Annotated in this window: 21 protein-coding genes; 3 read left to right on the top strand and 18 right to left on the bottom strand. The window is 54.0% G+C overall.

Translation table 11 applies throughout. The annotated features are described in order from the left end of the window. Nucleotides 1-5: 5 nt before the first annotated feature. The 15 genes from murQ to ABID47_RS03715 all read right to left on the bottom strand — a co-directional run bounded on the left by murQ (nucleotide 6) and on the right by ABID47_RS03715 (nucleotide 18550). Nucleotides 6-920, bottom strand: coding sequence for an N-acetylmuramic acid 6-phosphate etherase (gene murQ / locus ABID47_RS03785; RefSeq protein ID WP_354494962.1), 915 nt, complete (start codon nucleotides 918-920; stop codon nucleotides 6-8). Between the two features lie 557 nt (nucleotides 921-1477). After that, nucleotides 1478-2917 (bottom strand): DUF4179 domain-containing protein, encoded by a 1440-nt coding sequence (locus ABID47_RS03780; protein WP_354494961.1) that lies wholly within the window; start codon nucleotides 2915-2917, stop codon nucleotides 1478-1480. Continuing rightward, entirely contained in the window at nucleotides 2901-3437 is a 537-nt protein-coding gene (locus ABID47_RS03775) for a sigma-70 family RNA polymerase sigma factor (RefSeq protein WP_354494960.1), read from the bottom strand. Before ABID47_RS03775 ends, ABID47_RS03780 begins: the two co-directional genes overlap by 17 nt. A 224-nt stretch (nucleotides 3438-3661) precedes the next feature. Next, nucleotides 3662-4831 (bottom strand): sn-glycerol-1-phosphate dehydrogenase, encoded by a 1170-nt coding sequence (locus ABID47_RS03770; RefSeq protein WP_354494959.1) that lies wholly within the window; start codon nucleotides 4829-4831, stop codon nucleotides 3662-3664. Continuing rightward, nucleotides 4828-5634 carry an HAD-IIA family hydrolase gene (locus ABID47_RS03765; protein WP_354494958.1) on the bottom strand — a complete coding sequence of 269 codons (807 nt, stop codon included), beginning with the start codon at nucleotides 5632-5634 and terminating at the stop codon, nucleotides 4828-4830. The genes ABID47_RS03770 and ABID47_RS03765 overlap by 4 nt, the downstream gene beginning before the upstream one ends. 135 nt (nucleotides 5635-5769) lie before the next feature. Next, nucleotides 5770-6540 (bottom strand): DeoR/GlpR family DNA-binding transcription regulator, encoded by a 771-nt coding sequence (locus tag ABID47_RS03760; RefSeq protein ID WP_089547963.1) that lies wholly within the window; start codon nucleotides 6538-6540, stop codon nucleotides 5770-5772. A gap of 365 nt (nucleotides 6541-6905) precedes the next feature. After that, the gene (locus tag ABID47_RS03755; RefSeq protein WP_076171054.1) at nucleotides 6906-7760 is read right to left on the bottom strand and encodes a hypothetical protein; all 855 of its coding nucleotides are present in this window, start codon (nucleotides 7758-7760) and stop codon (nucleotides 6906-6908) included. 235 nt (nucleotides 7761-7995) lie between these two features. Continuing rightward, complete coding sequence (locus ABID47_RS03750; protein ID WP_354494957.1) at nucleotides 7996-9003, bottom strand: zinc-dependent alcohol dehydrogenase family protein; 1008 nt, start codon at nucleotides 9001-9003, stop codon at nucleotides 7996-7998. Nucleotides 9004-9021: 18 nt separating this feature from the next. Continuing rightward, nucleotides 9022-11616 carry a beta-mannosidase gene (locus ABID47_RS03745; protein ID WP_354494956.1) on the bottom strand — a complete coding sequence of 865 codons (2595 nt, stop codon included), beginning with the start codon at nucleotides 11614-11616 and terminating at the stop codon, nucleotides 9022-9024. Nucleotides 11617-11722: 106 nt separating this feature from the next. Continuing rightward, the gene (locus ABID47_RS03740) at nucleotides 11723-12796 is read right to left on the bottom strand and encodes a BtaManbiosPhlase (RefSeq protein WP_354494955.1); all 1074 of its coding nucleotides are present in this window, start codon (nucleotides 12794-12796) and stop codon (nucleotides 11723-11725) included. A gap of 27 nt (nucleotides 12797-12823) precedes the next feature. After that, nucleotides 12824-13723, bottom strand: a complete 900-nt coding sequence (locus ABID47_RS03735; RefSeq protein ID WP_354495706.1) for an MTP-1 family protein — start codon at nucleotides 13721-13723, stop codon at nucleotides 12824-12826. An 87-nt stretch (nucleotides 13724-13810) separates the two neighbouring features. Then, a complete protein-coding gene (locus ABID47_RS03730; protein WP_354494954.1) occupies nucleotides 13811-15490 on the bottom strand; it encodes an alpha-glucosidase in 1680 nt (559 codons plus the stop codon). Nucleotides 15491-15520: 30 nt separating this feature from the next. After that, entirely contained in the window at nucleotides 15521-16360 is an 840-nt protein-coding gene (locus tag ABID47_RS03725) for a carbohydrate ABC transporter permease (protein ID WP_354494953.1), read from the bottom strand. Beyond that, a complete protein-coding gene (locus tag ABID47_RS03720; protein WP_076171042.1) occupies nucleotides 16347-17222 on the bottom strand; it encodes a carbohydrate ABC transporter permease in 876 nt (291 codons plus the stop codon). Before ABID47_RS03720 ends, ABID47_RS03725 begins: the two co-directional genes overlap by 14 nt. A 14-nt stretch (nucleotides 17223-17236) precedes the next feature. After that, on the bottom strand, nucleotides 17237-18550 hold the full coding sequence (locus tag ABID47_RS03715) for an ABC transporter substrate-binding protein (protein WP_354494952.1): 1314 nt from the start codon (nucleotides 18548-18550) through the stop codon (nucleotides 17237-17239). A gap of 320 nt (nucleotides 18551-18870) precedes the next feature. On the opposite strand from ABID47_RS03715, the gene ABID47_RS03710 reads away from it, so the two are divergent. Then, on the top strand, nucleotides 18871-19941 hold the full coding sequence (locus ABID47_RS03710) for a LacI family DNA-binding transcriptional regulator (RefSeq protein WP_354494951.1): 1071 nt from the start codon (nucleotides 18871-18873) through the stop codon (nucleotides 19939-19941). Between the two features lie 192 nt (nucleotides 19942-20133). On the opposite strand, the gene ABID47_RS03705 is transcribed toward ABID47_RS03710, so the two are convergent. After that, complete coding sequence (locus ABID47_RS03705) at nucleotides 20134-20973, bottom strand: helix-turn-helix transcriptional regulator (protein WP_089547970.1); 840 nt, start codon at nucleotides 20971-20973, stop codon at nucleotides 20134-20136. Nucleotides 20974-21101: 128 nt separating this feature from the next. Here ABID47_RS03705 and ABID47_RS03700 point away from each other — a divergent pair, with 128 nt between their 5' ends. Together ABID47_RS03700 and ABID47_RS03695 are read left to right on the top strand one after the other, a co-directional pair. Next, the gene (locus ABID47_RS03700) at nucleotides 21102-22100 is read left to right on the top strand and encodes a Gfo/Idh/MocA family protein (RefSeq protein WP_354494950.1); all 999 of its coding nucleotides are present in this window, start codon (nucleotides 21102-21104) and stop codon (nucleotides 22098-22100) included. 41 nt (nucleotides 22101-22141) lie between these two features. Further along, nucleotides 22142-23080, top strand: a complete 939-nt coding sequence (locus ABID47_RS03695) for an aldo/keto reductase (protein ID WP_354494949.1) — start codon at nucleotides 22142-22144, stop codon at nucleotides 23078-23080. A gap of 134 nt (nucleotides 23081-23214) precedes the next feature. Here ABID47_RS03695 and ABID47_RS03690 read toward each other — a convergent pair whose 3' ends face one another. Further along, on the bottom strand, nucleotides 23215-24177 hold the full coding sequence (locus ABID47_RS03690; RefSeq protein ID WP_354494948.1) for a carbon-nitrogen hydrolase family protein: 963 nt from the start codon (nucleotides 24175-24177) through the stop codon (nucleotides 23215-23217). Nucleotides 24178-24196: 19 nt separating this feature from the next. Next, on the bottom strand, nucleotides 24197-25189 hold the full coding sequence (locus tag ABID47_RS03685) for an ABC transporter ATP-binding protein (protein ID WP_354494947.1): 993 nt from the start codon (nucleotides 25187-25189) through the stop codon (nucleotides 24197-24199). Nucleotides 25190-25193: the final 4 nt, after the last annotated feature.

The following is a 25193-nucleotide window of genomic DNA, read 5'->3' as shown; positions in this document are numbered from 1 at the left end:
TGGTATTAGACCACTTTCAAAAAATTGCGGATCGCCCTCTTCAGGCTCCCCTCGGCTTGATCCAGCGCTTGTTCCGCCGCCTGGGCGTCCAAGCCGGTTTTGATCATCATAATGGCCAGCTTGCAATTCATGGAAGCGCTTTCCAAATAGGAAAGTGCCGTCTTGTCATCGACCCCGGTTGCTGTCTTTATGATACGCACCGATCGGTCCCGCAGCTTGATATTGCTTGCTTTCAAGTCCACCATGAGATTGTTGTAGGTCTTGCCCAGCTTCACCATCGTACAGGTGGTCAGCATGTTCAGGACCATTTTCTGTGCAGTCCCCGCTTTTAATCTGGTTGATCCCATGATCACTTCCGGCCCTACGACAGGTGCTATGCATACGTCGCAGACGTGCTCCACTTTGGAATTTTTGTTATTGACGACGCCGATCGTAGCGGCTCCGATTTCCCCTGCCTTCTTCAAGGCAGCGATGACGAATGTCGCGCTTCCGCTGGCGCTGATGCCGATAACCGCATCCTTGTCTGTCACGCCGCACCTTTCAATTAAAGCGACCCCCTCCTCAGCATTGTCTTCATAACCCTCAACAGCAGTTCTCAGTGCTCCGTCTCCTCCGGCAATATGTCCTTGTACCAGCAAGGGATCCACGCCGAACGTGGGAGGACATTCAGAAGCGTCCAGCACACCGAGCCTGCCGGAAGATCCAGCCCCAACGTAAAACATTCTTCCACCATTCTTCAGCACATGATGGAGTGTGTCCACCGCCCTCACAATTTGCGGTATCTCTGCAGCGACTGCAGCCGGAACCTTGGAATCCTGTTCATTCATCAGGCGAACCATCTCTTCGGTTGAACATTCATCTATACTCAATGTTTTATCGTTGATCCCTTCTGTCGTTAACCCCGCCAGATACTCATCCATAGCCATCCCCCTATCCGTGTTGACTTCTATTTCTTGATTTCATAATAACGATAAATTTCATTCCGGTCAACGGTTTTTGAAATAATATTTTATTTCGGAAGTAATAATATTCTTTTATGGTAATTGTAAAAAAGTGCAGGCTGCTCCTGTTTGGGGCCGCTCCTATTTGGCCGGTCTCGCTTTCTTGTTTTGTGCTTCGCACAAAGCCAAAGGCGCTCGACCCTCCAAACACTCGCTGCTGTAGGGGTGGGCAATGCTGCTGTACAATCGCTTTGCTCTGTACAGAAAAAACATAAGGCAGTGAGTATTAACTCACTGCCTACTCACTGCCTGGCAACACTACACTGCCTTAGGTTCAGCAGCTAAACACTACCTCGTCCTTTCCTCAAACTGAGTGAATACAACACATACGCTCTAAGGTCCGTGAAATAAAATTTCACAATAGAAAAGGCTCCCTTCTCTATTAGAAAGGAGCCCTTCGCATCTTAGATTAAAGAAGATTACACGCCTAGCGAATACACTTTGAGGCAAGGAATGAAATGCACAGAAATATACAGTTACCGTATACGCTGTTCTTCGGCTTCCTTCATTTGAACAACGTTACCCTCATATTTTCGAATGACGAAGCGGTAAGGTCCGGGATACTGCCTGTAGTTCGGGATCGAGAGGTAGGTGCCTTTTCCCGCCCGATATTCTTGAACCAAGGGATGACTTTGTCCCGCCGCATCGGTAAAAGTATCCTTCAGTTCGAAGTATCCGTCTTCAATCGGTTGTTTCGATCCGTACAGCAGGCGCAGTTCCAAGGATTGCTCAGAGCTTTTCTCCACCACTTGCTTGATTAAAATCTTGGCATCCGGGGAGTCGCTTATTGTCCCCTTGTCCGGATCGACGGTAATCTCCACCTCATGGTTGGGTTGAAAGCTTGCATAATAAAAGTTCAGCCATAGTTCCCGATGCTCTGAGTAGTAGCTGCTCGTCAGGTAAATCGTTCCTCCATTAGGTGTCAGCTGCGTTCGATCGTACCTGAGCATGGTATGGAAATCCAAGCGCTGCTTTGAGCTGATTTGTTTGGAGACGAGCTCCAGCGTGGCCTCGATCTTGTCCATCTGTGTGCCGGTATCGCTCTTGTAAATGAATTCGAGGTCCGTGCGCAAGGGACTCTGCACCATTTTAGTAAAGGTGACCTGCTGTTCGCCCTGATTGATTTCGACATGGATCGGCCGCTCCTCCAAATCCGCTGCATGCGAACTCTGTTGAAGGGTGACTGGGGCCACAAGCGTTTCGGTTCTTGTCTTTTCCTTGCTTCCCTCAGGTTTCAGCTGTGACCACGTCGTTTCAATCTGGAAACTCACCGGCAGCTGTCCGGGCGTATCGAAATCAAAAACCATCACGCCCTGAGTCAGAGGCTGATCCTTCGGCAGCTGGGCATAGACGTCCCAAGTGAAGGTTCCTTGCAATGCTCTTCCCTGCCCGTCGAGGAGCTTCGGAGGATGGTTATAGCTCAGGCGTAAAGGGAGGTTCCCGTTCCCGTTCTCTGCGGTGTAGAACATAATGATTCTGCGGTTGTCTGCTGCGATCCCTTCGATTTTGAGCGTATATCCTCCTGCGTTTACGGATTGGTTCAGCTCATGGTAGAGCCCATGTTCGGCGGCTTGCTTGACCATCTGCAGAAAATTATCGGGTTCCTGAAAAATGCGTTCTGTATAGGAGGGAAGCTGATTTTGACTCCATTCCTGTTCCTTGGCAGGCGTCAGATGCAGCATACGACTGCCCGCAGCGCTTGCCCCGCCTGCCACAACAACCGCCAAGATCGCAGCGGTGATCCGTAACCTTTTTGCGGTCCGGTGCTTGGACAAGCGACGCGCCCGTTCGGTGGAGGCTTTTCGGACGCCTTGCCAAAGTACCTCGTCCAGCCTTTGATCCGATACTTTTCCTGTTTCCCGCCGCATTTCCTGCCACTCGTGCTCCAGCATCCATTCCTCATGATTGTTGGTCATACCGAAGTTCACCTCCGTAATTTATTTTGCCGCGAAGCTGTTTCAAACCTTGATGAAGCCACGTCTTGACCGTTCCTTCGGCCTTCCCAAGGGCTTTGGCAATCTCCGGTATAGTCATATCATTGTAGTATCTAAGGATAATCACGTGCCGGTACTTCGGCTTGAGACGATTCAGCGCATTCTCCATATCGAGCTTTGCTACACTTACCATCTCAGGGCTGTTTCGATACGCTTGCTCCATCACGATTGGCGGCCGGCGTTTTCGCCGCCTGATTTCTTCGATGCAGCAGCGGATCAAGATGCGGATAAGCCAGGGCAGCATGGCTGCCGGGTCTTTCAGCGTATGGCACTTCAACCACCCTTTATAAGCTCCTTCCTGAAGCATATCCAGCGCATCGGATTCGTTGTGCATGTAGCTGTATGCAATGCCGTAGAGCTTGCGCTTATGAATGGATAAGAAGCTGAAAAAAGCTTCTTCGTCTCCTGTGCAAGCCGCTGCGGCCAGCTCTTGTTCTGTCATGACGCCCTCCCTGGAATCATTTTTGTTGATCTGACTTATAGACGGGAGGTTGTCCTCCAAACGTTTTATTTTTTTCGGTCCAGAGCTAAAAACAAATGAACAAACAGACCATGGTCAATGAAAACGCAAAAAAGCCGCCATACCGGCGGCCTTTATTTGAGTATAGTCATGATTGCCCGATTTTTTCACCAGTGCGTAATCGCTGCAGCGTTTTCCAATCGAAATCACTTTCGCCGCTGATCATTCACCGCCCGCAGCAGGGTATGGCGGTTCGGACGGATCTGGTCGGCCTCCGCGAGGCTTCGCTTCAGCAGCTCCGGATCGATGTCCAGCTCCTGAATGGAAGCGGGACCGCCAACCTTGCGCAGCCAGGCCCGCAGCGTCTCAGGTGACGGCACCTTGGCCAGTTCCGTGCGGACGCGCTCCAACTGCTCCTCAGCTACCGGCAGGGAATTTTCCGCGTCCAGCCGGTGGTACAGCTGCGAAATTTCCGCACAGGCGACGCCGACCTTGGCCCCATGCAGTACCGCCCTTCTGCCTTCACGTAAAAACGCCATTTCCCAATAATGGGACAAATGGTGCTCCGCTCCGGAAGCCGGGTGCGACTGGCCGAACAGCAGCATGGCAAAACCGGACTCGATCAGCGCCTGCGTCAGCACCCGGATTCCTTCCGGCGTACGGTCCGCGATCGCGTCGATGTGATCCACACACTGCTGCAGCGCTTTGGTCGTCATCTCCGCCACAATTTCGTAATAAGGCTCATCCGCCGTCAGACTCCCGAATTTCCAATCGAACAGCGACGTGCATTTGCCCAGCATGTCCCCGAAGCCGGCGGCGACCATCGTCCGCGGCGCAGCCGTCAAAATATCCAGGTCGGCGAAAATCGCCGCCGGGCCGATCGATTGAATCGTAATTTTCTCGCCGCGGATAATGAGCGGCGCTCCCTTGGAATTAAATCCGTCCACCGATGGGGCGGTCGGCACGGATACAAACGGGATACCTGCCGAGTATGCGGCAAATCTGGATACGTCGTGCAGCGTTCCTGATCCGAGCGCAACCACCGCATCCGCCTTAGTGGATTTCACGTCAAGCAGCAGCTGCACAATTGACCGCTCGTCGGCGATGACATCGCCCTGCTCATCGGGGGAAATGAACGTAACGCTTGCGTTAACCCCCGCTTCCGTAACGGATTCCATCAGCTGTTCGCCGGCGGCTGCAAAAGTATTCTTGTCAGCCGTGACGATTACGCGGCGGTAATCCTGGTCTTGTAAAAATGCGCCCACCTTCCGGATCGCACCGCTTTCCAGCACGACCGGACAAATGTCGGCGAGCCGCTCATCCGCGTCATCCATACGTCCCGCCGCTTCCCTGATATCCTTCAACCAATCCGTCATTTGATTCCTTCCTTTCCCTTCAAGAGATGCTGAAGCTCGGCCAGCGACTCCCAGACCATGTCCGGGCCTTCTGCGGCCGTCTCCGCATCCCGCCTTGTTGCCGTTCCGCTCAGCACCAGCGCGGTGCGGATGCCTGCCCGGCGGCCGAGCTGGATGTCCGAGCCCAGGCTGTCCCCGATCACCAAGCACTGCTGCGGCGGCAGTCCGAGCACTTGTAAAGCCGCTTCGGCCATCAATGCCGACGGTTTGCCGATGACCACTTCGACCTCTTGGCCCGCCGTGGCAACGATGGCAGCGATCATGCCGCCGACGTCGATGCATTCCCCGTCATCCCCTGGGAACGATTTATCGTCATTGGTCGCGATGATGCGGGCGCCGTTCCGCACGGCCCGGAACGCCTGATTCAGCTCCGCATAAGTCAGCTCCTCGTGCAGCGTGATGACGAGCCAGTCGGCATTCTCGGGTTTCTCAGCCAGCCCGATGCCGGCCAGTACCAGTTCATCCCGCAGTCCGTCCGGCCCCAGCACCCAAGCCTGGCTTCCAGGGTGGTGCTGCTGAAGGTACCGGGCTGTTACCGTGGAAGTAAGCAGGATCTCTTCCGCAGGCACGTCGATACCCATGGAAAGCAGCTTCTGATGGCACATCGCCCGTGAAATGTTCCCCCGGTTGCTGAGGAAAACCATCCGTTTGCCCTGCGATCGGAGCAGCGCAATGCTCTCCTTGGCCCCCGGAATGGCTTGCGCCCCCCGGTATACCGTCCCGTCCAAATCAATAATAAAACCGTCCACCGTCTCAAAACTCATTTTTAGATCCTCCCGCCGTGTTCTTATATGTTCATTCTCCCTGTGATTGTCAGCGTTTGTCAACGATTGTTTGCTTTTATGAACGTTTTTAAATGGCAATAAATGACGATATAAACACGATCACGGACCGCCGTATTATAAATAGGGAGCGATCAACACTTCCGTCGTACCCAGCTGACGCAGAAACTCCGGGTCTGCCCCTTCATCGGTGATGAGCACGTCGATGTCCTCCATTTTGGCGGATGTGGCGATCGACCGCCGGCCCAGCTTGGTGTGGTCCACCAGCGCAACCGTTTTGCTCGAGCTTGCAATCATCAGCTTCTTCAGCTCCGCCTCGTACAGGCTGAAATCGGTCATGCCCTCCCTGACGCTCAGCCCCTCCGCAGAAGTAAAGAACAGGTCGGAATGAATCCCTTCCAAAATGCTTTTTCCCAGAACCCCCTCGATCGTTTTGGAGCCGGAGCGGAGGATCCCGCCGATCAAAATGACGTTGATCCGCGGATTCTGGTTCAGGATGGTGGCAGCCTCCAGTCCATTCGTTACGACGGTGAGATAATCATGCTCCACCAGCGCCTTCGCCAGCTCCAGCACGCTGGAGCTGGCATCCAGAATAATGCATTGGCCCCGGGTTACGAGTTCGGCAGCCTTTGTCCCGATCGCCCGCTTCTCCTCGTAGTTCAGCTCGCTGCGGCTCGGATACCGGGGCTCGGCCGGCACCGGCTTGGTCCTCGCCGGAACCGCTCCGCCGTGAGTACGCTCCAGGACGCCCTCTTCTTCCAGCATCCGCAAATCCGTCCGCAGGGTCCCCTCAGACACCTGCAGCTCGCGAGCCAGCTGCTTCACCACAATTTGCTTATCGCGCTGAAGCGCCTCCAGTATTTTTTCTCTTCGCTGGGTTGCAAACATAGTAACCTCCAACCGTTTTCCTTCATTATAAATACAAATGACAAGATATAACAACAAACGTCAATTCAAACAGAAGCATAAGACCATCAAGCCATCAGGCCGTCTGCATTCGATGCCCCTCCATGGTTCAATAGCTCGGAGGCCACATTCGACACAAACAGGCATAGGGGAAACAAAAAAACAGCCCAACAAGCTGTCGGGCTGTTCTTCTAAATCGTCTATAAAGTATCTTAACCTCCGCTAGCAAAACCGATTAATAGTTTGCACCGTGGTTCTGGATCGAATAGTTGGCTCCATGGTTGGCCGTATCATAGTTGGCACCGTGGTTCAGCGTCGTAAAGGCGGATGCCGTCAGCAGACTAACACTAAATAGTCCTAATGCTACTACCGTCGAAAACAATACCTTCTTCATCTTCAATCGCTCCTTTGAGAATGTTTTTTTGGATAGACGAGTACGATTCTAGTTGAGACTGTGAAGCATAAGATCTGAAAGATTCGAATAAGGCGACGCATTTTTTGAAAATTTTGTCATCTTCAAGTTTATCAGATAATGTCAAAGCTTGTAAAGTCCTATCGAGCGCTTCTGCGTGATTTTCTTTTTTAAATCTATAAACCGCCAGCAAATACAAAAAAGAAATATAATAGGAGAGATCTACGGGATTTTGGTCAATCGGAATGAGCTGCGAATCTTCGACGACAAGAATATCCAGGATATGATCGACGTCATAGTTATGTATATTTGCTGCCTCTAAAATCGTGATTAGTCCAGGGAGAGTTTCGGATGGATTTTCCTGTATAAACGCTGAATAATCCTCCAGGCAGTCCAAATTCCCTGAAAGAATGTTAAGCGTAAACATATTGGCTCTTGCGAAAAAACGGAAGTTTTCGACAGCCTGATTGTTGGCAGGAGAACCGTCAGACATGTAGCTTAGATCTTCATAGTTGGCTATGCACTGTTTAGCCTCTTGGTACATTTTCTTCTTTTGGTAGGCAAGCCCCTTCATGAGATGGCTGTACCCGAAATAATAGACGATCGGGCGTTCCGTAACCTGAAGCCGGCGATTCCGTTCCTTTTGTTCGACATACATCTCGTAAGCGGACTCATAAAGTTCTGTAGAAATTTTAATCATGTTATCCCAATTCTCAAAGGAGAAGGCCATTTTCAGCATCGTTACCAGCGTATCTATCTCAATCTTTACGGTCATGGATCTGTCTTCCAATCCGATTTCCTCCTTCGCTAATCTTTATATTATAAGAAGTATATAGTTAAATTAACGGACGGTCAATTATGTTAGTTCGTGAAAAAATGACCAAAAATGCTTGGTCAAAGCTGGTAATCTTTCTTTTTTCAGTCAATAAATCAATTTTGGGCGATAACAATCATAGATTACCCAAAAATGGAAAAATAGACACCGATTCTATCAGTGTCTATTCCGGCTAACCCGCTTTCACCTTTTAGATTTGAACGATGCCTTTGCTGACCCCCAGCTGAGGGTAATTCCGCATCGCATCCGGCAGCTGCTCCAGTGTGAAGCGGTGGCTGATGAGAGGCGCGAGCCGGACCTTGCCGCGGGATACCAGCTGGATCGCATCCGTGTGGGTAAACGGGTTGATGAACGAACCCATGATCCGCAGCTCCTTCGAAAAAATGTCGAAAGGACGGATGGCGGCCTCCGCATCCGGAGCGGCCACGCCAAACAGCAGCACCTGCCCTCCCTTGCGGGCGGCACGAACGGCCGTCTGTACGGAATCCGTCCGGCCGACGCATTCGATCACGACATCGGCACTGGAAGCCAGCACGTCCGCGGTGTCCGGATCGAGAGGTGATACGACCGCATCCGCCCCCAAGCCGCGCAGCGACTCATGCTTGTAGGATGCCGGTTCGCTGACCGTAATCCGCGAAACACCGCGCTCGCGAACGAGCTGCAGAAAGATCTGCCCGATAAATCCGCCGCCGATGATCAGCACCTGATGCTGCGGCCGGATATCGAGCTTGCGGAACCCGTGCAGCACGCAGCCGAGCGGTTCAAGCAGGGCCGCTTCTTCATAGCTCATCGCGTCCGGGATGATGTAACAATTTTCCGCTGGCACGAGGCAGCATTCGGCCATGCCGCCGTCCCGCGTTACACCGACCGCCTGCAGCCGGTCGCACAAGTGAAGTCTGCCGCTGCGGCAGTATTCGCAGCTTCCGCAGTATATATTCGGATCGACCGAAACCCGGTCCCCTTCCTTTAAGCTGCTTACGCCCTGCCCGACCGCCACCACCTCGCCGGACAACTCATGCCCGAGTATGATCGGCGGGTGCACTTCCGCCGAACCCGGATGGCCGTGGTAAATGTGCTGGTCCGTTCCGCAAATGCCGCAGCTGCGCACCCGAATCAGCACCTCGCCTGTGCCGGCCTCCGGGGTCTTCTGTTCCTTAACATCCATTACTTCCTGGTCCACAAGCACTGCCGCTCTCATCGCCAATTCTCCCCTTCCTCATTCCGTAACCGGCTGCCGTCCATTCATCGCGACCGACGCACCGTTTAATGCCGATACCTTCAATGTATTCCACGGAATCCCCTTGCCTTCCTTCTGTCCGACATGGATGACTCGCGTCTGTCCCGGCAGCAGGTCGAAATAATTGTCCTCCCAATCCAGCCAGGCTTCGTCCATCTCAAGCCTAACCATTCGGGCGGCATAGTCGGAGGATACTGTTACGCTCCGTTCCTCGGGGTTCACCTGAACGTTCAGGTTAACGGGCCGGAAGTTCATATCTTTATGGTCGCAAAAATAATAAAAGTTGTCTTCACCGCAGCCGTCCATCCAGCGTACAACGCAGACCGCTTCAGCGGCGTCGAGACCTTGAAGCAGGTCGTCCAGCTTCACCACTGCGATGCGCTGTTTCCCGCATGCCTCAATCTCTGCAGCGAACGTCCGGACATATACCTGACGGCCGTCCATGCCGTAGACAACCAGCTCCGCCGTCCTGGAAACGGATTCCCGTGTATCGTTCACGCCCCACAGCACGAGTTCCGCATCCCCGGGCGTATACTCTGCCGTCAACACCAGCGGATGATAAAATTTGCGGGCGTAATGGTAAGCCGCTTTCGGCAGACCGTAATAGTCGATGACGGACCAGCTGGTGCCGGGCCAACAGTCGTTGAACTGCCAGAACAACGCCCCGCTCGTCTCCGGCTTGTTTCTTCGGTAATGCTCGATGCCATATTTGAGGCCTTCGGCCTGTGTCAGCATGGAAAAATCGATGTATTCCTCCAAGTTGCCCGGAATCCCGGTATATCCCTCCATCAGCATAACGCCCTTGAGATGATTGATATCCTTGTTGCGGTTCATCATTTCCGCACTGCCAAGCATCAGCTCCGTCTGCGGCACGTTCCGGTGCAGCGTGTACAAATTGGCGGAAGCATGCATGCCGAACTCGCTGGCGAACTTCGTGCGGTCCTCCTTGAATTTCTTGAACGACAACCCTTCCACGCTGTAGTCCTGAAGCTGGGGCTCGCCGAATACCCTCGGCTCGATGTTGCCGTGCCAGACCTGCCAGTTATGCGTGTCCCCTTCCTCACGGGAATTATGGTCGTTCCCTCCGTAAGGAGAGCTCGGCCAGAATGTCCGGGAAGGATCCAGCTGCTCCAGAAGCGCAGGCATCAGTTCATGATTGATTTTCTCGCCGTAAAAAGGATGCGGGATGTCTCCGCTCGCATGCAGCGCCTCATACAGCCAGTCATTTTCGTTATTGCCGCACCACAGGGCCAGGCATGTCCGGCTGCGCAGCCGCTTGACGACCTGCTGCACTTCTTTCGCGACGTTGTCCATAAAATTGCGGTTATAGTCGGGATACAGGGCACAGGCAAACATAAAGTCCTGCCATACCAAAATTCCCAGGCGGTCACACTCATCATAGAAAATATCCCGCTCGTAAATACCCCCTCCCCAGACCCGGAGCATATTCATGTTCGCTGCCTTCGCCATGTCAATCAGGCGGGAATAACGGGCATCCGGCACCGCGCCGATAAAGCTGTCGATCGGGATCCAGTTGGCTCCTTTGGCAAAGACACGAACGCCGTTCAGCATAAAAGTAAAAGCAGGTTTTCCATCGGCATCCCGCTGCTTCAGCTCCAGCGTGCGAATCCCCAGCTTCTGGCTGCGCTTGTCCATGGTGATCCCGTCCGCGCGCACCGAAATCCGCAGCTCATATAAATGGGGCGTGCCGAGATCATGGGTCCACCACAGCTTGGGCTTCGATACGCGAAGTTTCGTTCCGCCCGCAAGGCTCATGCCGCCGGCCAATCCGGACAGCCCGCTGCCGGCGGTTCCGCTTATCTCCAACGTTTCTGCAGCCGTCACCTCCCCGCTCTCCCCGTCGAGCAGCTGAACAAGGACACTGTAAGTTTTCCGGCGGTCCCATGAAGTCAATTCCACCGAAATATCAACCAGCGCCTCCATCTCGCCAACCTCCGCTGTCCGAGCATAGACATGCTCTATTCTGACAGCATCGTATTTCTCGAGCCGGACTTCCTTCCAGATTCCCGCGCACAGGAGCCGTGGTCCCCAATCCCAGCCGAAATGGCTTTGGTTTTTACGGGTCCAGACCCGTTCCTTGCTAAAACCGGACCAGAACGTGGAGACGGCCTTCCCGCCCACTTTCGCATGGACCGGGTCAAATTTGACGGCGATGACATTTTTGCCCGGCTTCAGCTCGCGGCTGACTTCGAACGTATGGCTGATAAACATGTTGTCCGTCGAACCAAGCTCCGCACCGTTCAAATACACGGTCGCAAAGGTGTCCAGCCCTTCGAACACCAGCAGCATTTTGTCGTCCGGCCGCGGTGCCTCGTCCAGTGTAAAAACGGTCCGGTACCACCAGATCCGCTCCTCCACCCACCGGCACTTCTGGTCGTTTTGCCCATAGAACGGATCGTCGATCAGTCCGTGGTGCATCAGTGTCGTATGGACGTCGCCCGGCACCTCCGCCGACATCCAAAAGTAATCGTCATACAGCGGCGACGCCACTTCAAGATCCTTCGCCTCCCCTTCCCTGAAATCCCGCAGCTTCCAATGGTCTTTGATGATCATGCTGTTCCCCTCACTTCGCCCTTGCTGCAAGCCGAACCGGCTCGTCCGGGCCTGATGTAATAGAACGCCAAAACAATGATTTGTTTTGGCGTTCCATGTCCCGATCCTAAACTGTGGCTTCGAGGTATTCGAGGCTGTCCAATATTTCCTTCACGCTGAGCTCCGCACAGGCCATGGAGGTGTCCGCAACGCCATAGAACATTTTCACCGTGTCACCGTCAATGACGGCGCCGCAGGAAAACACCACGTCCCCAAAAAAGCCCTGCTTTTCATATTCTGCCTCAGGCTCCATCACCGGCTTCCCGGAACGGGCGATCACCCGCGTCGGATCGTTCAGATCGAGAAGCACGGCACCCATGCAGTAGCGGTGATCCGATGTCGCTCCGTGATACAGCTCAAGCCAGCCTTTGTCGGTCTTGAACGGCACGGCGCCGCCGCCGATCCGGCCGCTGTCCCACATCCCGTCCCGGAGGCCGAGCAGATGCTTATGATTGCCCCAATAGAGCAGATTGTCGGATTCCGCGATCCAAATTTCCGGATTTCCGATGCTTTTCATAGTCGGACGATGGAGAGCGTAGTATTTGCCGTTGATCTTTTCCGGGAAAATGAGCACGTCCTTATTGTCCGGACCAAAGATCATGCCGTGATGCCGGGTCGTCACAAAGTCGGTGGTCGACACGAGCGATTCTCCGATCCCTACGGGAGACACGACGGAAAAATAAATGTAGTAAGTATCGCCGATCTGCGTGACCCGCGGATCCTCGATGCCGAACGCTTCCTGTTCGTTGGACGGATAAATGAACGGCTGATCGTCTACGGTGAAGTGGTGGCCGTCCCTGCTGCGGGCGATTCGGATATAGGAAAGGGACGTCAAATACTCAAACGTGCCGTTTTTGGATTTATTGCGGATCACCCGCGGGTCGGAAAAATCGTACCGGTCATCGTCTTTACGAAAAGGAATCAGTTCAAGATCACCACGATTCGCATTGAATACAGGGGCGATGACGACGTTCGGATCGCCGCTGACCGGACGCTCCGCCACACGCAGCAGCATCAGCGTTTCCCCTTGATACTCAGCGATGCCGGCATTAAATGCACCGATCACCTCAAAGCCCTCGCGGTGAGGCTTGACGTCGCCAGGGGTGATTAAAGGATTTTCAGGATATCGATAAATGTTCATTCGGATCAAGCTCCTTCATTGTATTAACTAGGATTCGAATCTCGCAAAAGGATCGGCTATGATCAGACGCTGTGCCTCCGCATCGCTTGTTCCTGCATACAGCACCGCCGTTCCGTCGCCCCGGCGCAGGATGCCGCCGCTGAATACGACGTCCTGAAGGTCTTCGCGCTTGGCAGGACCCGGCAGAAAATCGGCCCGCACCGCAATCAGCATCATATCGGAAAACGCAGCCGTCTGCGGATCGAGTACAAAAATCATGGGATAATAATGACGATCGCCTTCGGCATCGTAACAGGCCGTATGTCCCAGCACGCCGAGAAGGCCGTTGCTCAGCACGTGGATTTCATTCGCCCCTCCCCATTCTTCGGGGATAAACTGGCCTTCCAGGAGCGGGGCTTCCTCAATCGCCTGTACAGTCAAGTCGTCCAGTGATGCGGCCTGGAAATAACCGATCTGGCCGCGCCCGCCTTTATCGCCTTGCGGGCGGGTGAACACGCCGATCCCGCCGTCCGGAAGTCCGGTGAGCCGCAGATCCTTCATACCGTCCGGACCGGTGAAAAACAGCTTTAAATCCGCGATGCGGCCGCCCCGGTAAATCGCCGTGCGCCACATGAGCGCTCCCTCTTTCTCCGGGTGCGGGTAAATCTGAACTCCGCCCATGATCAGCTCTCCGCCGATCCGGGTATGAAACGGGTCCTGCAGTTCGAGTACCGGCGCTCCTTCAAGCGGCACCCAGGCACCGTCTTTTTCCACGAAGAACACGACCTGGGAATGCTCACTGTCCCGGGATTCCACCCGGCCCGCGATGACGGTCCGCCCATCATCCTCGAACGGAGCCGTGATGTTGTATACATCCCGGTCTCCGACGCCGGCAAAAACCAGCTTCTCCGCCTTGTGAGCAGGAGCGGTTCTCTCCCGCCCCGCCATGTACTGTTCCAGCAGCACACGGCATGTTTTTACTTCCGTTTTGTTCACGTTTAACACGATGATCCCCCTACCTGGTCGAAGTAAAATTCATTGCATGTTATGGTTCGTGCTCGTTGCCCAGACCGCAGCCTCAAAGGGATCAATAACCAGTGAATGACAGCGATTCGAATCCGCGGACGTTTCTTTGCTGGTCAGCAGTAACCGGTACGAAGCCGCGTCGGCAGCCAAATGGTTCAAATCGCACGGTCGGTTCCCGAAATTAAGCGCAACCCAAATCTCTTCCTCCTCCGATTGACGGCCGTAGTAAATACACTCCCCTTTCCGCTTCAAAAAGGTGTACTTCCCGGTTTGGAGAGCCTTATGCTTACCACGCACCCGGATGAGGGAGCGGTAAAATTCCAGCAGTGAGTGTTTGCTCCCCCACTGCTTCTGGACGTGAACCTGCCGGGACGACGGGCCGAGGGGTATCCACGATCCGTGAAGTGAAAATCCGCCGTAACGGCTTCCGTCCCACTGCATCGGCGTTCTGGAGTGATCCCGGCTTCGGAGGATTGCGGCGGCAAGCGCATCGGCCTCTGGCATCCCCGATTTCTTTGCCATCCGATATGCGGTCAACCCCTGAATATCGCGCATTTGCCCGATGTCCGCCGGCACGAAGTCCCGCATGCCGATTTCATCACCGTAATAAATGAAGGGAACGCCTTTGGCGGTCAGCATCAATGCCGCCATCAGCTTGGCGGTGCACAGGTCCAGAGAATCGTCTCCTGAGGAAAAGCGGCTATAATGCCGCGGCATGTCATGGCTGCTGAAGAAAATCGTCGGCACCTGCTCCGGCCGATGAAGCTCCTCCATCCGAACAAGCTCGGCAAACATCTCCTGGACCTTCAGTTCCTTGCGGCTGCCCAGATTAAAATTAAACACCACATCCAGCAGGTCCCCGCCACTGTAGCGGCGCAGCACCTCCATATCCTCGGAACCGACTTCGCCTACCATAAATACATCTTTGTTCTGAGACCGTACGAATTCGCAAATATCGCGGATGGCCTCCACAATGCCCTCCTGATTTTGGTCGAACCGGTGATCCTGTTCGCCATCCGCCGTGACCGGGTTTTCCTTAAACTGTCCGGACACCTTCAGGAAATTAATGACGTCCAGCCGGAAACCGTCAATCCCGCGGCCGAGCCAAAACGACATCACTTCCTTCATAGCCTCCCTGACCTCGGGATTCGCCCAGTTGAGATCTACCTGCTCTTTGGCGAAGGCATGGTAATAATACTGTCCGGTCGCCTCATCCCATTCCCATGCCGTCCCTCCGAAAAAGGACTCCCAATGGTTCGGTGTGCCGCCGTCCACGGCATCCTTCCAGATATACCAATCCCGCTTTGGACTCGTCCGTGATGACCGGGACTCTATGAACCAGGGATGCTCGGCGGATGTATGATTCAGCACCAGATCCGCAATCACGCGAATGCCGCGGCGGTGAGCTTCCCGGACGAAACGGTCAAAGTCATCCAGCGTCCCGAACACCTGATCCACCCCATAATAATCCGAGATGTCATAGCCGTTATCTACGCGCGGCGAGGGATAAAACGGAGTCAGCCAGATGCCCCCGACTCCAAGTTCCTGCAAGTAATCCAGCTTGGAGGTCAATCCCTGGAAATCGCCGGTGCCATCCCCGTTTCCGTCACAAAAGCTTGGCATGTAGATTTCATAAAAAACGCTGCTTTTCCACCAGGGTGTCTCTGCAGCCACCGTCTTCTCCCCCATGGAGATCCGCTCCTTCCTATCGCGCAGCGCTTATTTCAAGCTGACCTGCATGCCCTTCTGGAAGTTTTTGCCGAAAATGATGAACAGGATGATGATCGGCAGGGACAGCAGCACCGATCCCGCGTACAGCGGACCCGGATACGATCCGTACGGACCGAACATCTGCGAAAGCAGAACGTTCAGCGTCAGCATCCCGTCGCTGCGGACCATGATCATATCCCACAGCAGCTCGGTCCAACGCTCCATCAGCAGGAACAGGAAGACGACGCTGGTGATGGACTTGGACATCGGCATCATGATTTTGTACAAAATTTGAAAATCCCTTGCTCCGTCCAGCTTGGCCGCTTCAATAAATACGGATGGCACCGCCTTGAAGAAGTTCGTGTACATGAAGATCGCCCACAGGCTGACCCCTTTCGGAATGATCAGCGCCCAGTAGGTGTCGTACCAGCCCAGCTTTTGAATAATGAGAAAGCTCGGAATCAGCAGAATGATGGCCGGAAAAAACATATGGAACAAAATGAAGTTGTTGACGGTATCCCTGCCGCGCCATTTCAGCTTCGAAAGGGCATAAGCGACCATCACCCCGAACAACATCATGAGGAAGGTCGACAGCAAAGATACGATGATACTGTTTACAAAAGCGCCCAGCCAGGGCCGCGTGATTCCCGTCTCCCCGCCCGTAAACAGCCAGGTGTAGGACTTCAGCGTATACGAACTCGGAATCAGCTTTCGATCCACCTGTGTCCAGTCGGCAAACGAATTCAGCACCATGTACAAATACGGATACACCATCACGAGCAGCAATACTCCTGCGATGATATAGCGGATGGCCAGACTGGACTTGCGGCTGCGTTTAGACCCAACCATTTCGCGCACCCCACTTTTCTAGCAGTTTCCGGATGATAAAAATCGAAATAAAGGTAGCTACCGAGGCGAGCAGCGCCACCGCAGACGCATAACCGGCCTGCAGATTTTTGAACGCCTGGCTGTAAATTTCCATCTGCCACGTATTGGTGGCATTGTTTGGACCTCCGCCTGTCAGCTGGTATACCTCGGTGAAGATGCCGAAGGTGACGCCGAAAGCGAGAATCAGCGTCGTATAGAGCGCAGGGTACAGCAGCGGAAGCGTAATTTTCCAGAAGCGCTGCCGGCCGGTAACTCCGTCGATGGCAGCCGCCTCGTATACTTCGTGATCTATGCTTTCCAGGCCCGACGTCAGAATGAGCGCGTAGTACCCGGTAAATTTCCAAGCCATAATCATGCCGACGATCAGAAGTGCCGACCATGAAGTCCCCAGCCAGTCGATGTTAATGCCGATTTTGCGCAGCGCCGTGTTGACCGGGCTGTTGAAAGACAGCAAACCTTTCACAATCAGCGCCGATACGACGCCGGAAGACAGGTACGGCAGGAAAAAGCCGATGAGAAACAAGCTTTTCAAACGTGGAAGACTGTGCACCAGAACCGAAACGACGAGCGACAGCACGATCACCAACGGCACAAACACCATCATGAATTTATATGTCACCCAGAACGCGGCGTGCACGCCGGGCGACTTAAGCGCCTTCGCAAAATTGTCAAAGCCGACAAAGTCATATTCGGGAGCGATCAGATCCCAGTTCGTAAAAGACAAATAAAAAGACCAAACGAGCGGAATCAGGAAAAACACGAGCGAGTAAATCAGGTAGGGACTGGCGAACAGCCAGCCCAACCGGTTATTGTTTTCTTTCATTTAGAAGACTCCTTTTATTGAAGTTCCCCTTCAATGGCTTTCTTCATGTTCGCCCATCCGGCTGCCGGATCGATCTCCCCGCGGACGACTTTATTCCAGGCTTCTTGTCCAATAAAGGTCTGAAGGTCGTTATATTTCGGATTATCCATTGGCGGCACCGCATTCGGCACATTTTCGGCATAAGGCTTCAGTTCCGGGTTTTTGTCCAAAATCGCCTTGAAGGATTCGTTGGTGGTCAGGTCGTCGCGAGCCGGCGGCAGCTTCGTTTCATCAAACCACTGGGCGTCGTTTTTCGCATCCGAATAAACCCACTTCACAAAATCCATCGCCGCCTGCTGCTGCTCCTTGGTGGCCGATGCATAGATCACAAGCCCCTTCGTATCGGCAAACGTTTTGGAATCTTTCGGGTCTACGCCGTCAGGTACCGGAGGCATGCTCAGCGTATAGTTCTGGTTGTATTTCATGTCCGGGAACTTCTCGGCCCAGTTCGTAAAGGTCCAAGGACCAAGGTCTATAAACAGGCTTGTGCCGGTCTCGAACGGATCCTGTACGTTTTGCGCCAGGATGCCCTTGTCCTTGCGGAGATCGTCAATAAACTTCAGCGTTTCGACGCCCGCCTTCTCATCCCCGACAAACTTGTTGCCTTCAATGAATTTGTTGCCGCCGGAAGCCGCGTTATACAGCATGAAGAAGTCAAACCATCTCTTCCATGCCGTCGGATCGGCGAGGTCCGCTTTAGCCCAGAAGTATTTGTCCGGATATTTCGCTTTCAGCTTCTTATTCACTTCAAGCGCTTCGCTGTACGTTTTAGGCGGCTCGTTGTACCCCAGTTCCTTCAGCAGATCAAGGCGCCAGCCGAACAGCATCGCATTGGAATAAATCGGAAGCACGTATTGATGCCCGTCGGCGAACTTCCATGGTTCAATCGTATTTTTCATATTACGGGTGGTGACGATATCGTTAAATCCGCTTAGTGTATCAAGCGGCACCAGCGCCTTGCTGTTTGCAAGCTGGGCGGCAAAACCGCGGTTGATGTTTTCCGAAATGGTCGGAGCGCTTCCCCCGGCAATCGCAGCCTGAATGCTGGCCTCGGAGCTTGGAGATTCCTTGATGACGCTGACGTTGATTTTCACTTTGGAATTGGTCTGTTCGTACGCCTTGGCCATCTTCTCCCAGAAGGCTTGCTGCGTCGGATTGGCTGCCGCCCAAAACTCAATGGTCGTCACACCATCCGCCGACGTTGCGCTTTGCTTTTTGGAACCGCAGGCGGCGAGCATGGAGGATAACACCAACACCAAAGCCAGAAGTCCGAGCATTTTTCTTTTCATCGAATCGTTGACCTCCTCAAAAAATTGTCTCGATAGATTGAAACCATCATTCCAAAGACTCGAAACATTATTTTGTAACGTTACAAATTAAGATTACTTAATATTTTGTAAGCGTTTGTGTAACCCTATTATTGTGCATTACAAAATCCTTGTCAACACTTTATTAAAGACAAAATAAGCTTTTTATATAAAGGCTCTTTACTTATACAACTTGTAACGTTACAATTTATCGTAATGTGATTTATTGAAAGGCAGGCTTCTTTTTAAGTTTCTTAGAAAGAACTCCAATTATGCAGGCAAAACAAAGATTGAGGTGTCATATGAAGGATAAAGTAACCATGCAGGATATTGCGGAGCAGCTGAATATATCGAAGAATTCCGTGTCCCAGGCGCTTTCGGGAAAAGACGGGGTCAGCGAAGATACGCGGAAGCTGATCCTCGAAACGGCACACCGGATGGGATATGTGTATTCGCAAAGTCGTAAGCGCCGCTCCGGCGAGCTGGAACAGACCGGAAATATAGCGCTGATCGCTTCTGATTTTGCCTTTTCTATGAAAAGTTTCTTTGGTGAAATTTATTTGAGCATTGAACGGGAAACGGTGCGCAGGGGAAAAAATCTTCTGATCCAATCGGTCAGCAAACAGTCGGCTGATAAGCTGGCTCTCCCATCGTTTCTGCTCAATCAATCCGTGGACGGCATCCTCATTCTGTCTCACATTACAACTGACTATATCAATACCATTACAAACATGGGTAAACCGACGGTCCTCATCGACCATCACCACCCTTCTATCCATGCTGACTGCATTTTAACCAATAACCGGTTTAGTGCTTATGAGGCCGTCCGTCACTTGACAGAGCTGGGACATCGAAAAATCGGCCTGTTGGCCAACACTTCGTTTTCGCCAAGTTATTACGAGCGCTGGGAAGGATACGTTCTGGCGATGAACGACTTCGGACTGGAGATCCACGAGCCATGGGTCATCAAGGATGCTGTAGAGAACACGGATTACATTTTGCAAAAAATAAAAACGCTGCCACAACTGCCGACAGCGTGGTTCTGCGTCAACGACGGACTCGGCTTTTACCTGAATTCGGCCCTCCAGCAATCGGGTTACCGCGTGCCGGAGGACGTCTCCGTCGTCAGCTTCGACAACGGCTATTTGTCCCAGGTGTCCACGCCCCAAATCACAACGATGGATGTGGACCTGAAGCTGTACGGGCGCAAGGCCGTGGAGCAGCTGTTCTGGCGGATGGATCATCCCGAGCATCCGTATACCGAACTGCTTTTGCCCACCAAACTGCTGAAGCGGGGGTCCAGCGGTCCAGCGCCCAGCGCCGGTATGGAGAAGCTGGAGGGTCATGAAACAGCGAACAGGAACGGGAAGTAACCGTAAAAAGACAGCGAATAACTGAAATCAAAGTAAAAAAGCCGGTCCCTCAACTTGCGAGGGACCGGCTTTTTTACTGTACTTTTTAAAAATTGTTAGGAGTAACGGTGGTTTTCGGTCAGGTGGCAGGAAGGATCTCCATTATGGGACAAATGTGATCCCCGCGGATTACCGCTGAACAATCCCTTACGCTTACGCCCCTCCGTATAACCGCCGGTAAGCCGAGGGCGTCATCCCCTCATGCTCCATAAAACGCTTGTTGAAATAGCTCACGCTTGGATAACCTGCGTCCTCGGCGATCTGCCCGATCGTCGCACTCTTTCGCTCGAGCAGCCACTGCTTCGCCATCTGCAGGCGGCAGCGCGTGATGAACTCCATCGGCGTCATCTCGGTTACGCTGCGGAACAGCTTGCAGAAGTAGTAGGTGGATATGCCAAGTCTGCCCGCCCAATCCTCTAGGATGAACGGCTTGACCGCCTCCTGCTGCATGACCGGAAGCAGCTCGAGGATCCGGCTGCCCGAATTGTTCGATTTGACCGGAGACAACGGGGTGGCATGCTCGATAAACTCGGCCAGCAGCGCGTAAGTCAGTGTCGAGAGGCGGACCGGGTGGAGCATCCGGTGCTCTTCCGCCTCCTGCAGCAGATTTTCGTGCGCCTGCTCAAACGAAGCCGATTGGCGGATCGTCCAAAGAAGGCTGTGATGCAGACCGCGTTCGATCAAATAATCCTGCAGACCGCTCCCGTAGAAGTGAAACCAGCGGATATCCCATGGGTCTTCCTCGCTGCTGTAGTACCGCTGCCGCTGCATGGGAAAATATAGCACCGCCTCTCCCGGCCCCAGCTCATAGACCACATCCTCCACTTCCACGTACCCTCTGCCTGCAGCCACGTAATGAATGTTGAAATTGTTCAAGGCCCCCGCCTCCCGGAATACGCTGTGACCCGGATCGTTCCGGTAAAAGCCGACCGATTCGGGAAAACAGAAAAACGGCATCGACGGAAGGGTCAGCAAATGGCTTTGCCGCTTCACCTGTCCTCACCCCAAATGACAATATTGTTATAATGCATTGCAAAATCGTATTATATTAATTTTAAATACAATCTTTTATAATCGCAATATAATCATAAATAAGCTTCTTGAGGAGATGATACACGAACATGAGCCAGAAATTGAAATGGGGCGTCCTGGGCTGCGCGGGCATCGCCAAGCGCTCGGTTATTCCCGGGGTGCAGCAGTCCGAGCTGAATGAAGTCGCCGCCATCGCCAGCCGGAACGAGGAGAAAGCAAAGCAGACGGCGGCGGACCTGAATATTCCGGTCGCTTATGGTAGCTACGAGGCGCTGCTTGAGGATCCGTCCATCGACGTCGTATACATTCCTTTGCCGAATCATCTTCATAAAGAGTGGACAATCCGCGCGGAGGAAGCCGGCAAGCATATTCTATGCGAGAAGCCGCTGGCCCTGACCGAAAGCGAAGCAGCCGAAATGGCTGAAGCCGCCGCCAAAGCGGGCGTGTACTTGTCCGAAGCCTTCATGTACCGTTACCATCCCCGCTACGACAAGATCAAGCAGATTATCGACTCGGGCCAAATCGGCGAAGTCCGCGGCATCCGCAGCGCCTTTACTTTTAACAACGCCGGCGACAAAACGAACGTCCGCTACCGCAAGGATTGGGGCGGTGGCTCGATCTACGACGTCGGATGCTATCCGATCAACGCGGCTCGGCTGCTGCTCGGCAAGGAACCGATCGCCGTCACGGTGAACGCCTTTTTCTCGCCGGAGCATGACGATGTCGATATGATGGCCTCCGGCCTCATCGAATTTGACGGCTCCGTCGCACTGACCTTCGACTGCGCCATGTGGGCCGCGTCGCGCAATCCGCTGGAAATCCTCGGCACGGACGGCATCATCGAGGTGCCTTCAGCCTACGTTACACCGACGCCGGGCAGCGGCAATTTCTACTTGACCGTACGCGGGGAGCGGAGCGAAATCGAGGTTCCTCATGTAAACGCATACAGCCTGCAGGCCGATCAGCTCGCCCGGGCCATTATGAACAAGACGCCGCTGCAGTTCCAGCCCGATGATGCGATTCACAACATGAAGGTGATTGACGCCTGCTTGCTGTCTGCTCGCGAGCATACCCGGGTTGCGCTGTAACGAGCCATAAAAAACCACAATAGCTTAGGAGGGTATCATCCATGGAATACATTTCGGTCAAAGGTCTGGATAAAAAGGTTTCCCGATTGATGAAAGGCACGGACTACTTTTACCATAATACGTACGATAAAGCCGCGGCTAATATGGACGCGTATCTGGCCATCGGCGGCAATTCCGTCGACTCCGCTCACATCTACTGCGGCGGCGAAAGCGAAGAAGTGCTGGGCCGTTACATGAAGGAGCGCGGCAACCGGGATCAGATCGTCATCCTGACCAAGGGCGCCCATCACGACCAGAACGGTCCGCGCGTCAACAAGGAAGCCATCCGGCACGATATTACGACCAGTCTGAAGCGGCTGCAGACCGATTTTATCGATCTGTACGCGCTGCACCGGGACGATCCGAACGTGCCTGCCGGCGAAGTGATCGAAATTTTGAACGAATATGTCAAGTCAGGTACCGTCGGCGCCATCGGCTGTTCCAACTGGACGTGGCAGCGGATCAAGGAAGCCAACGAATACGCGGCCGAGAAAGGCTTGACCGGCTTTACCTTCAGCAGCCCGAATCTCAGCCTTGCCAAGCCGAACGAGCCGTTCTGGAAAGGCTGCGTCTCGGCCGATGCCGAAACCTGCGCCTGGCATGAAGCCGAGCAGTTTCCGCTCTTCTCCTGGTCTTCCCAGGCAAGAGGCTTCTTTACCGGCCGGTTTACGCCGGAAGTCCGCGACAACGCCGACTTGGTCCGCGTGTTCTACAGCGACGCCAACTGGGAGCGCCTGGAGCGTGCGAAGCAGCTCGGCGCGGAGCGCGGCGTGACCGCCATCCAAATCGCCCTCGCTTACGTGCTGAACCAGCCGTTCCCGACCTGCGCCCTGATTGGCGCCCAGTCGGCAGAAGAGCTGCGTTCCTGCGACGAGGGCTCCCGGATTCAGCTGAGCCGTGCGGAGCTCGACTGGCTAGACCTGACTTCGGACGAACGCTAAGCTATACAGCAGCGGTAAGCTGCATTCCCTAATCGTTCCGACGCCTAGCATGTCAAGCATAACAACAAGCCGCCTTCTCCCTAGTCTAACAGACCAGGCAGAGGGCGGCTTTTGTTCGTTATCGGCAGAGGAGTTTACACGATGACGGCGGCCGGCGGCTTAGGGAGCAGCTTATTTTCCGAGCTGCCGGCCCACTTGCTGTTCCGGGTGATGCCGCTCAGCATGTGCAGATATATGTCAGGCCTCCAGTCCGGCACACCGGTCAGCGGATTGTGCTCAAACAACGGGAGCCGGCCTCCCGCCTGGCTCAAATCGAGGGTCGCCAGCACGACCGCCTCCTTATCCTCGACCGGCGCCCCCTTGTATTCCGAGCCGATGTGGCTTGCAGGACCGACGATCATGCTGCCACCGGGAAAATACGAATCGTAATCCTGGCCGACAAGGTTCGAGCTGACGATAAACGTGCCGTTCTCCAGCGATCTCGATTTGAGCGTCGTGTAATACAGGTCCTGCCATCCCTCCACATTGTGGATCGCCGTCGGATTCAAATATATCCGCGAACCGAGCGCAGTATAATGCCGGACCAGTTCAGGGAAGCAGTAGGAATCGTAACAGATGCCGACCCCCACCGGTCCCCATGGCGTGTCAAACATGAGCGGCTCGCTGCCCTTTGTCGCCCATAGTGACTCCTTGGCCGCCGGATGGATTTTGCGGTAGGCACCGATTACGCCTTCCGGACCGATCACGGCCGCGGAATTGTAGATGATATCCGGGTTCGCCGCATCCCGCTCCGGCATCCCAAGCACGACATACACACCGTACTCCTTGGACAGCTCAGCAAGGGCCAGCGTCGATTCGCCGGGCACCGTTTCGGCATTCTGCCTCTGCATTTCAGGATCGTCATCCTTGACACCATAGCCGGTTAGCGCGGTTTCCGGGAACAATATCAAATCCGCGCCCTGCTTCGCCGCCGTCCGCACATAGCCTTTCATGCGCTTCAAATTATCCGCCTTATCCCCCCATTTGGGATGAAAATTTATCGCAGCTACCGTAACGATGTCCTGAACCTCGCTAGAGCCGAACTTTGGATTTGTCATCGTATATTCACACACCCTTCTACAAATTTTGAACGGCCGCCATTCCTTCGTGTACCAGCAGGCACGCCGTGTGATGACCCTCGCCTACCTCAACGAGAGCCGGCACATTCTGTGCGCAGCGCGCTTCGGCGAACATGCACCGCGTCCGGAAGCGGCAGCCGGACGGCGGATTCAGCGGACTCGGGAGGTCACCCTTCAGCAGCACAGTTTCCGGCGCCTTGCGAACGGCCAGGTCCACCGAGGGCACCGACTTTAGAAGCGCCTGTGTGTAAGGATGCCGTGGATTCGCAAAAACTTCTTCCTTCGGCCCCTTCTCCACGACGCCACCCAAATACATCACCATGACATCGTCGCTCATATATTCCACCACGTGCAGATCGTGGGAAATAAAGATCAGCGACAGGTCGAACTCCTTTTTCAGATCTTGAAACAGGTTCAGAACCTGGGCTTGCACCGATTTGTCCAGCGCCGACACCGCCTCGTCGGCAATGACGATGTCCGGTTCGAGCACGAGCGCCCTGGCAATGGCCACGCGCTGCCTCTGCCCGCCGCTTAAATGATACGGATACTTCGCGGCATAGGATTTGGGCAAGCCTACCGCATCCAAATAACGGTATGCCTGCGTACTGGAGGCAGCCCGCCCGGTTCCATTGGCCCACAGCGGGAACGCCACATTGTCCAGAATGGTCAGCTTCGGATTCAGCGAAGAATAAGGATTTTGAAACACCATTTGAATCCGTTTCCTCATTTTCTTCAAATCGGAACCGCCGAGCTTCAGCAAATCCTCGTTCTTGTATCGGACCTGCCCTTGATCAGGCTCAATCAGTCTCATGATCAGCCGGGCCAAAGTAGACTTGCCGCATCCGGACTCGCCGACGATGCCGAGCGTACCCTTGGATTTCAGCGTGAAGGATACCCCGTTGACAGCGGACACCCCTCCCTTGCTCTGTCCGAACAACCCCCGCAGGGGAAAGGTCTTGCTGACATCGGTCACTTCAAGAATGTGCTCCATCTGT

The organism is Paenibacillus favisporus, from assembly GCF_040545415.1.
Classification (GTDB): domain Bacteria; phylum Bacillota; class Bacilli; order Paenibacillales; family Paenibacillaceae; genus Paenibacillus_AQ; species Paenibacillus_AQ favisporus.
Note: the sequence above shows the minus strand (reverse complement) of the source record. Positions and strands in the feature narration are given on the sequence as shown.

Bases quoted from the DNA above. Each gene is read 5' to 3' on its own strand.
- murQ (WP_354494962.1), bottom strand. From the start codon at position 920: ATGGATGAGTATCTGGCGGGGTTAACGACAGAAGGGATCAACGATAAA.
- ABID47_RS03780 (WP_354494961.1), bottom strand. From the start codon at position 2,917: ATGACCAACAATCATGAGGAATGGATGCTGGAGCACGAGTGGCAGGAA.
- ABID47_RS03775 (WP_354494960.1), bottom strand. From the start codon at position 3,437: ATGACAGAACAAGAGCTGGCCGCAGCGGCTTGCACAGGAGACGAAGAA.
- ABID47_RS03770 (WP_354494959.1), bottom strand. From the start codon at position 4,831: ATGACGGATTGGTTGAAGGATATCAGGGAAGCGGCGGGACGTATGGAT.
- ABID47_RS03765 (WP_354494958.1), bottom strand. From the start codon at position 5,634: ATGAGTTTTGAGACGGTGGACGGTTTTATTATTGATTTGGACGGGACG.
- ABID47_RS03760 (WP_089547963.1), bottom strand. From the start codon at position 6,540: ATGTTTGCAACCCAGCGAAGAGAAAAAATACTGGAGGCGCTTCAGCGC.
- ABID47_RS03750 (WP_354494957.1), bottom strand. From the start codon at position 9,003: ATGAGAGCGGCAGTGCTTGTGGACCAGGAAGTAATGGATGTTAAGGAA.
- ABID47_RS03745 (WP_354494956.1), bottom strand. From the start codon at position 11,616: ATGATCATCAAAGACCATTGGAAGCTGCGGGATTTCAGGGAAGGGGAG.
- ABID47_RS03740 (WP_354494955.1), bottom strand. From the start codon at position 12,796: ATGAACATTTATCGATATCCTGAAAATCCTTTAATCACCCCTGGCGAC.
- ABID47_RS03735 (WP_354495706.1), bottom strand. From the start codon at position 13,723: ATGGCGGGGCGGGAGAGAACCGCTCCTGCTCACAAGGCGGAGAAGCTG.
- ABID47_RS03730 (WP_354494954.1), bottom strand. From the start codon at position 15,490: ATGGGGGAGAAGACGGTGGCTGCAGAGACACCCTGGTGGAAAAGCAGC.
- ABID47_RS03725 (WP_354494953.1), bottom strand. From the start codon at position 16,360: ATGGTTGGGTCTAAACGCAGCCGCAAGTCCAGTCTGGCCATCCGCTAT.
- ABID47_RS03720 (WP_076171042.1), bottom strand. From the start codon at position 17,222: ATGAAAGAAAACAATAACCGGTTGGGCTGGCTGTTCGCCAGTCCCTAC.
- ABID47_RS03715 (WP_354494952.1), bottom strand. From the start codon at position 18,550: ATGAAAAGAAAAATGCTCGGACTTCTGGCTTTGGTGTTGGTGTTATCC.
- ABID47_RS03710 (WP_354494951.1), top strand. From the start codon at position 18,871: ATGAAGGATAAAGTAACCATGCAGGATATTGCGGAGCAGCTGAATATA.
- ABID47_RS03700 (WP_354494950.1), top strand. From the start codon at position 21,102: ATGAGCCAGAAATTGAAATGGGGCGTCCTGGGCTGCGCGGGCATCGCC.
- ABID47_RS03695 (WP_354494949.1), top strand. From the start codon at position 22,142: ATGGAATACATTTCGGTCAAAGGTCTGGATAAAAAGGTTTCCCGATTG.
- ABID47_RS03690 (WP_354494948.1), bottom strand. From the start codon at position 24,177: ATGACAAATCCAAAGTTCGGCTCTAGCGAGGTTCAGGACATCGTTACG.
- ABID47_RS03685 (WP_354494947.1), bottom strand. From the start codon at position 25,189: ATGGAGCACATTCTTGAAGTGACCGATGTCAGCAAGACCTTTCCCCTG.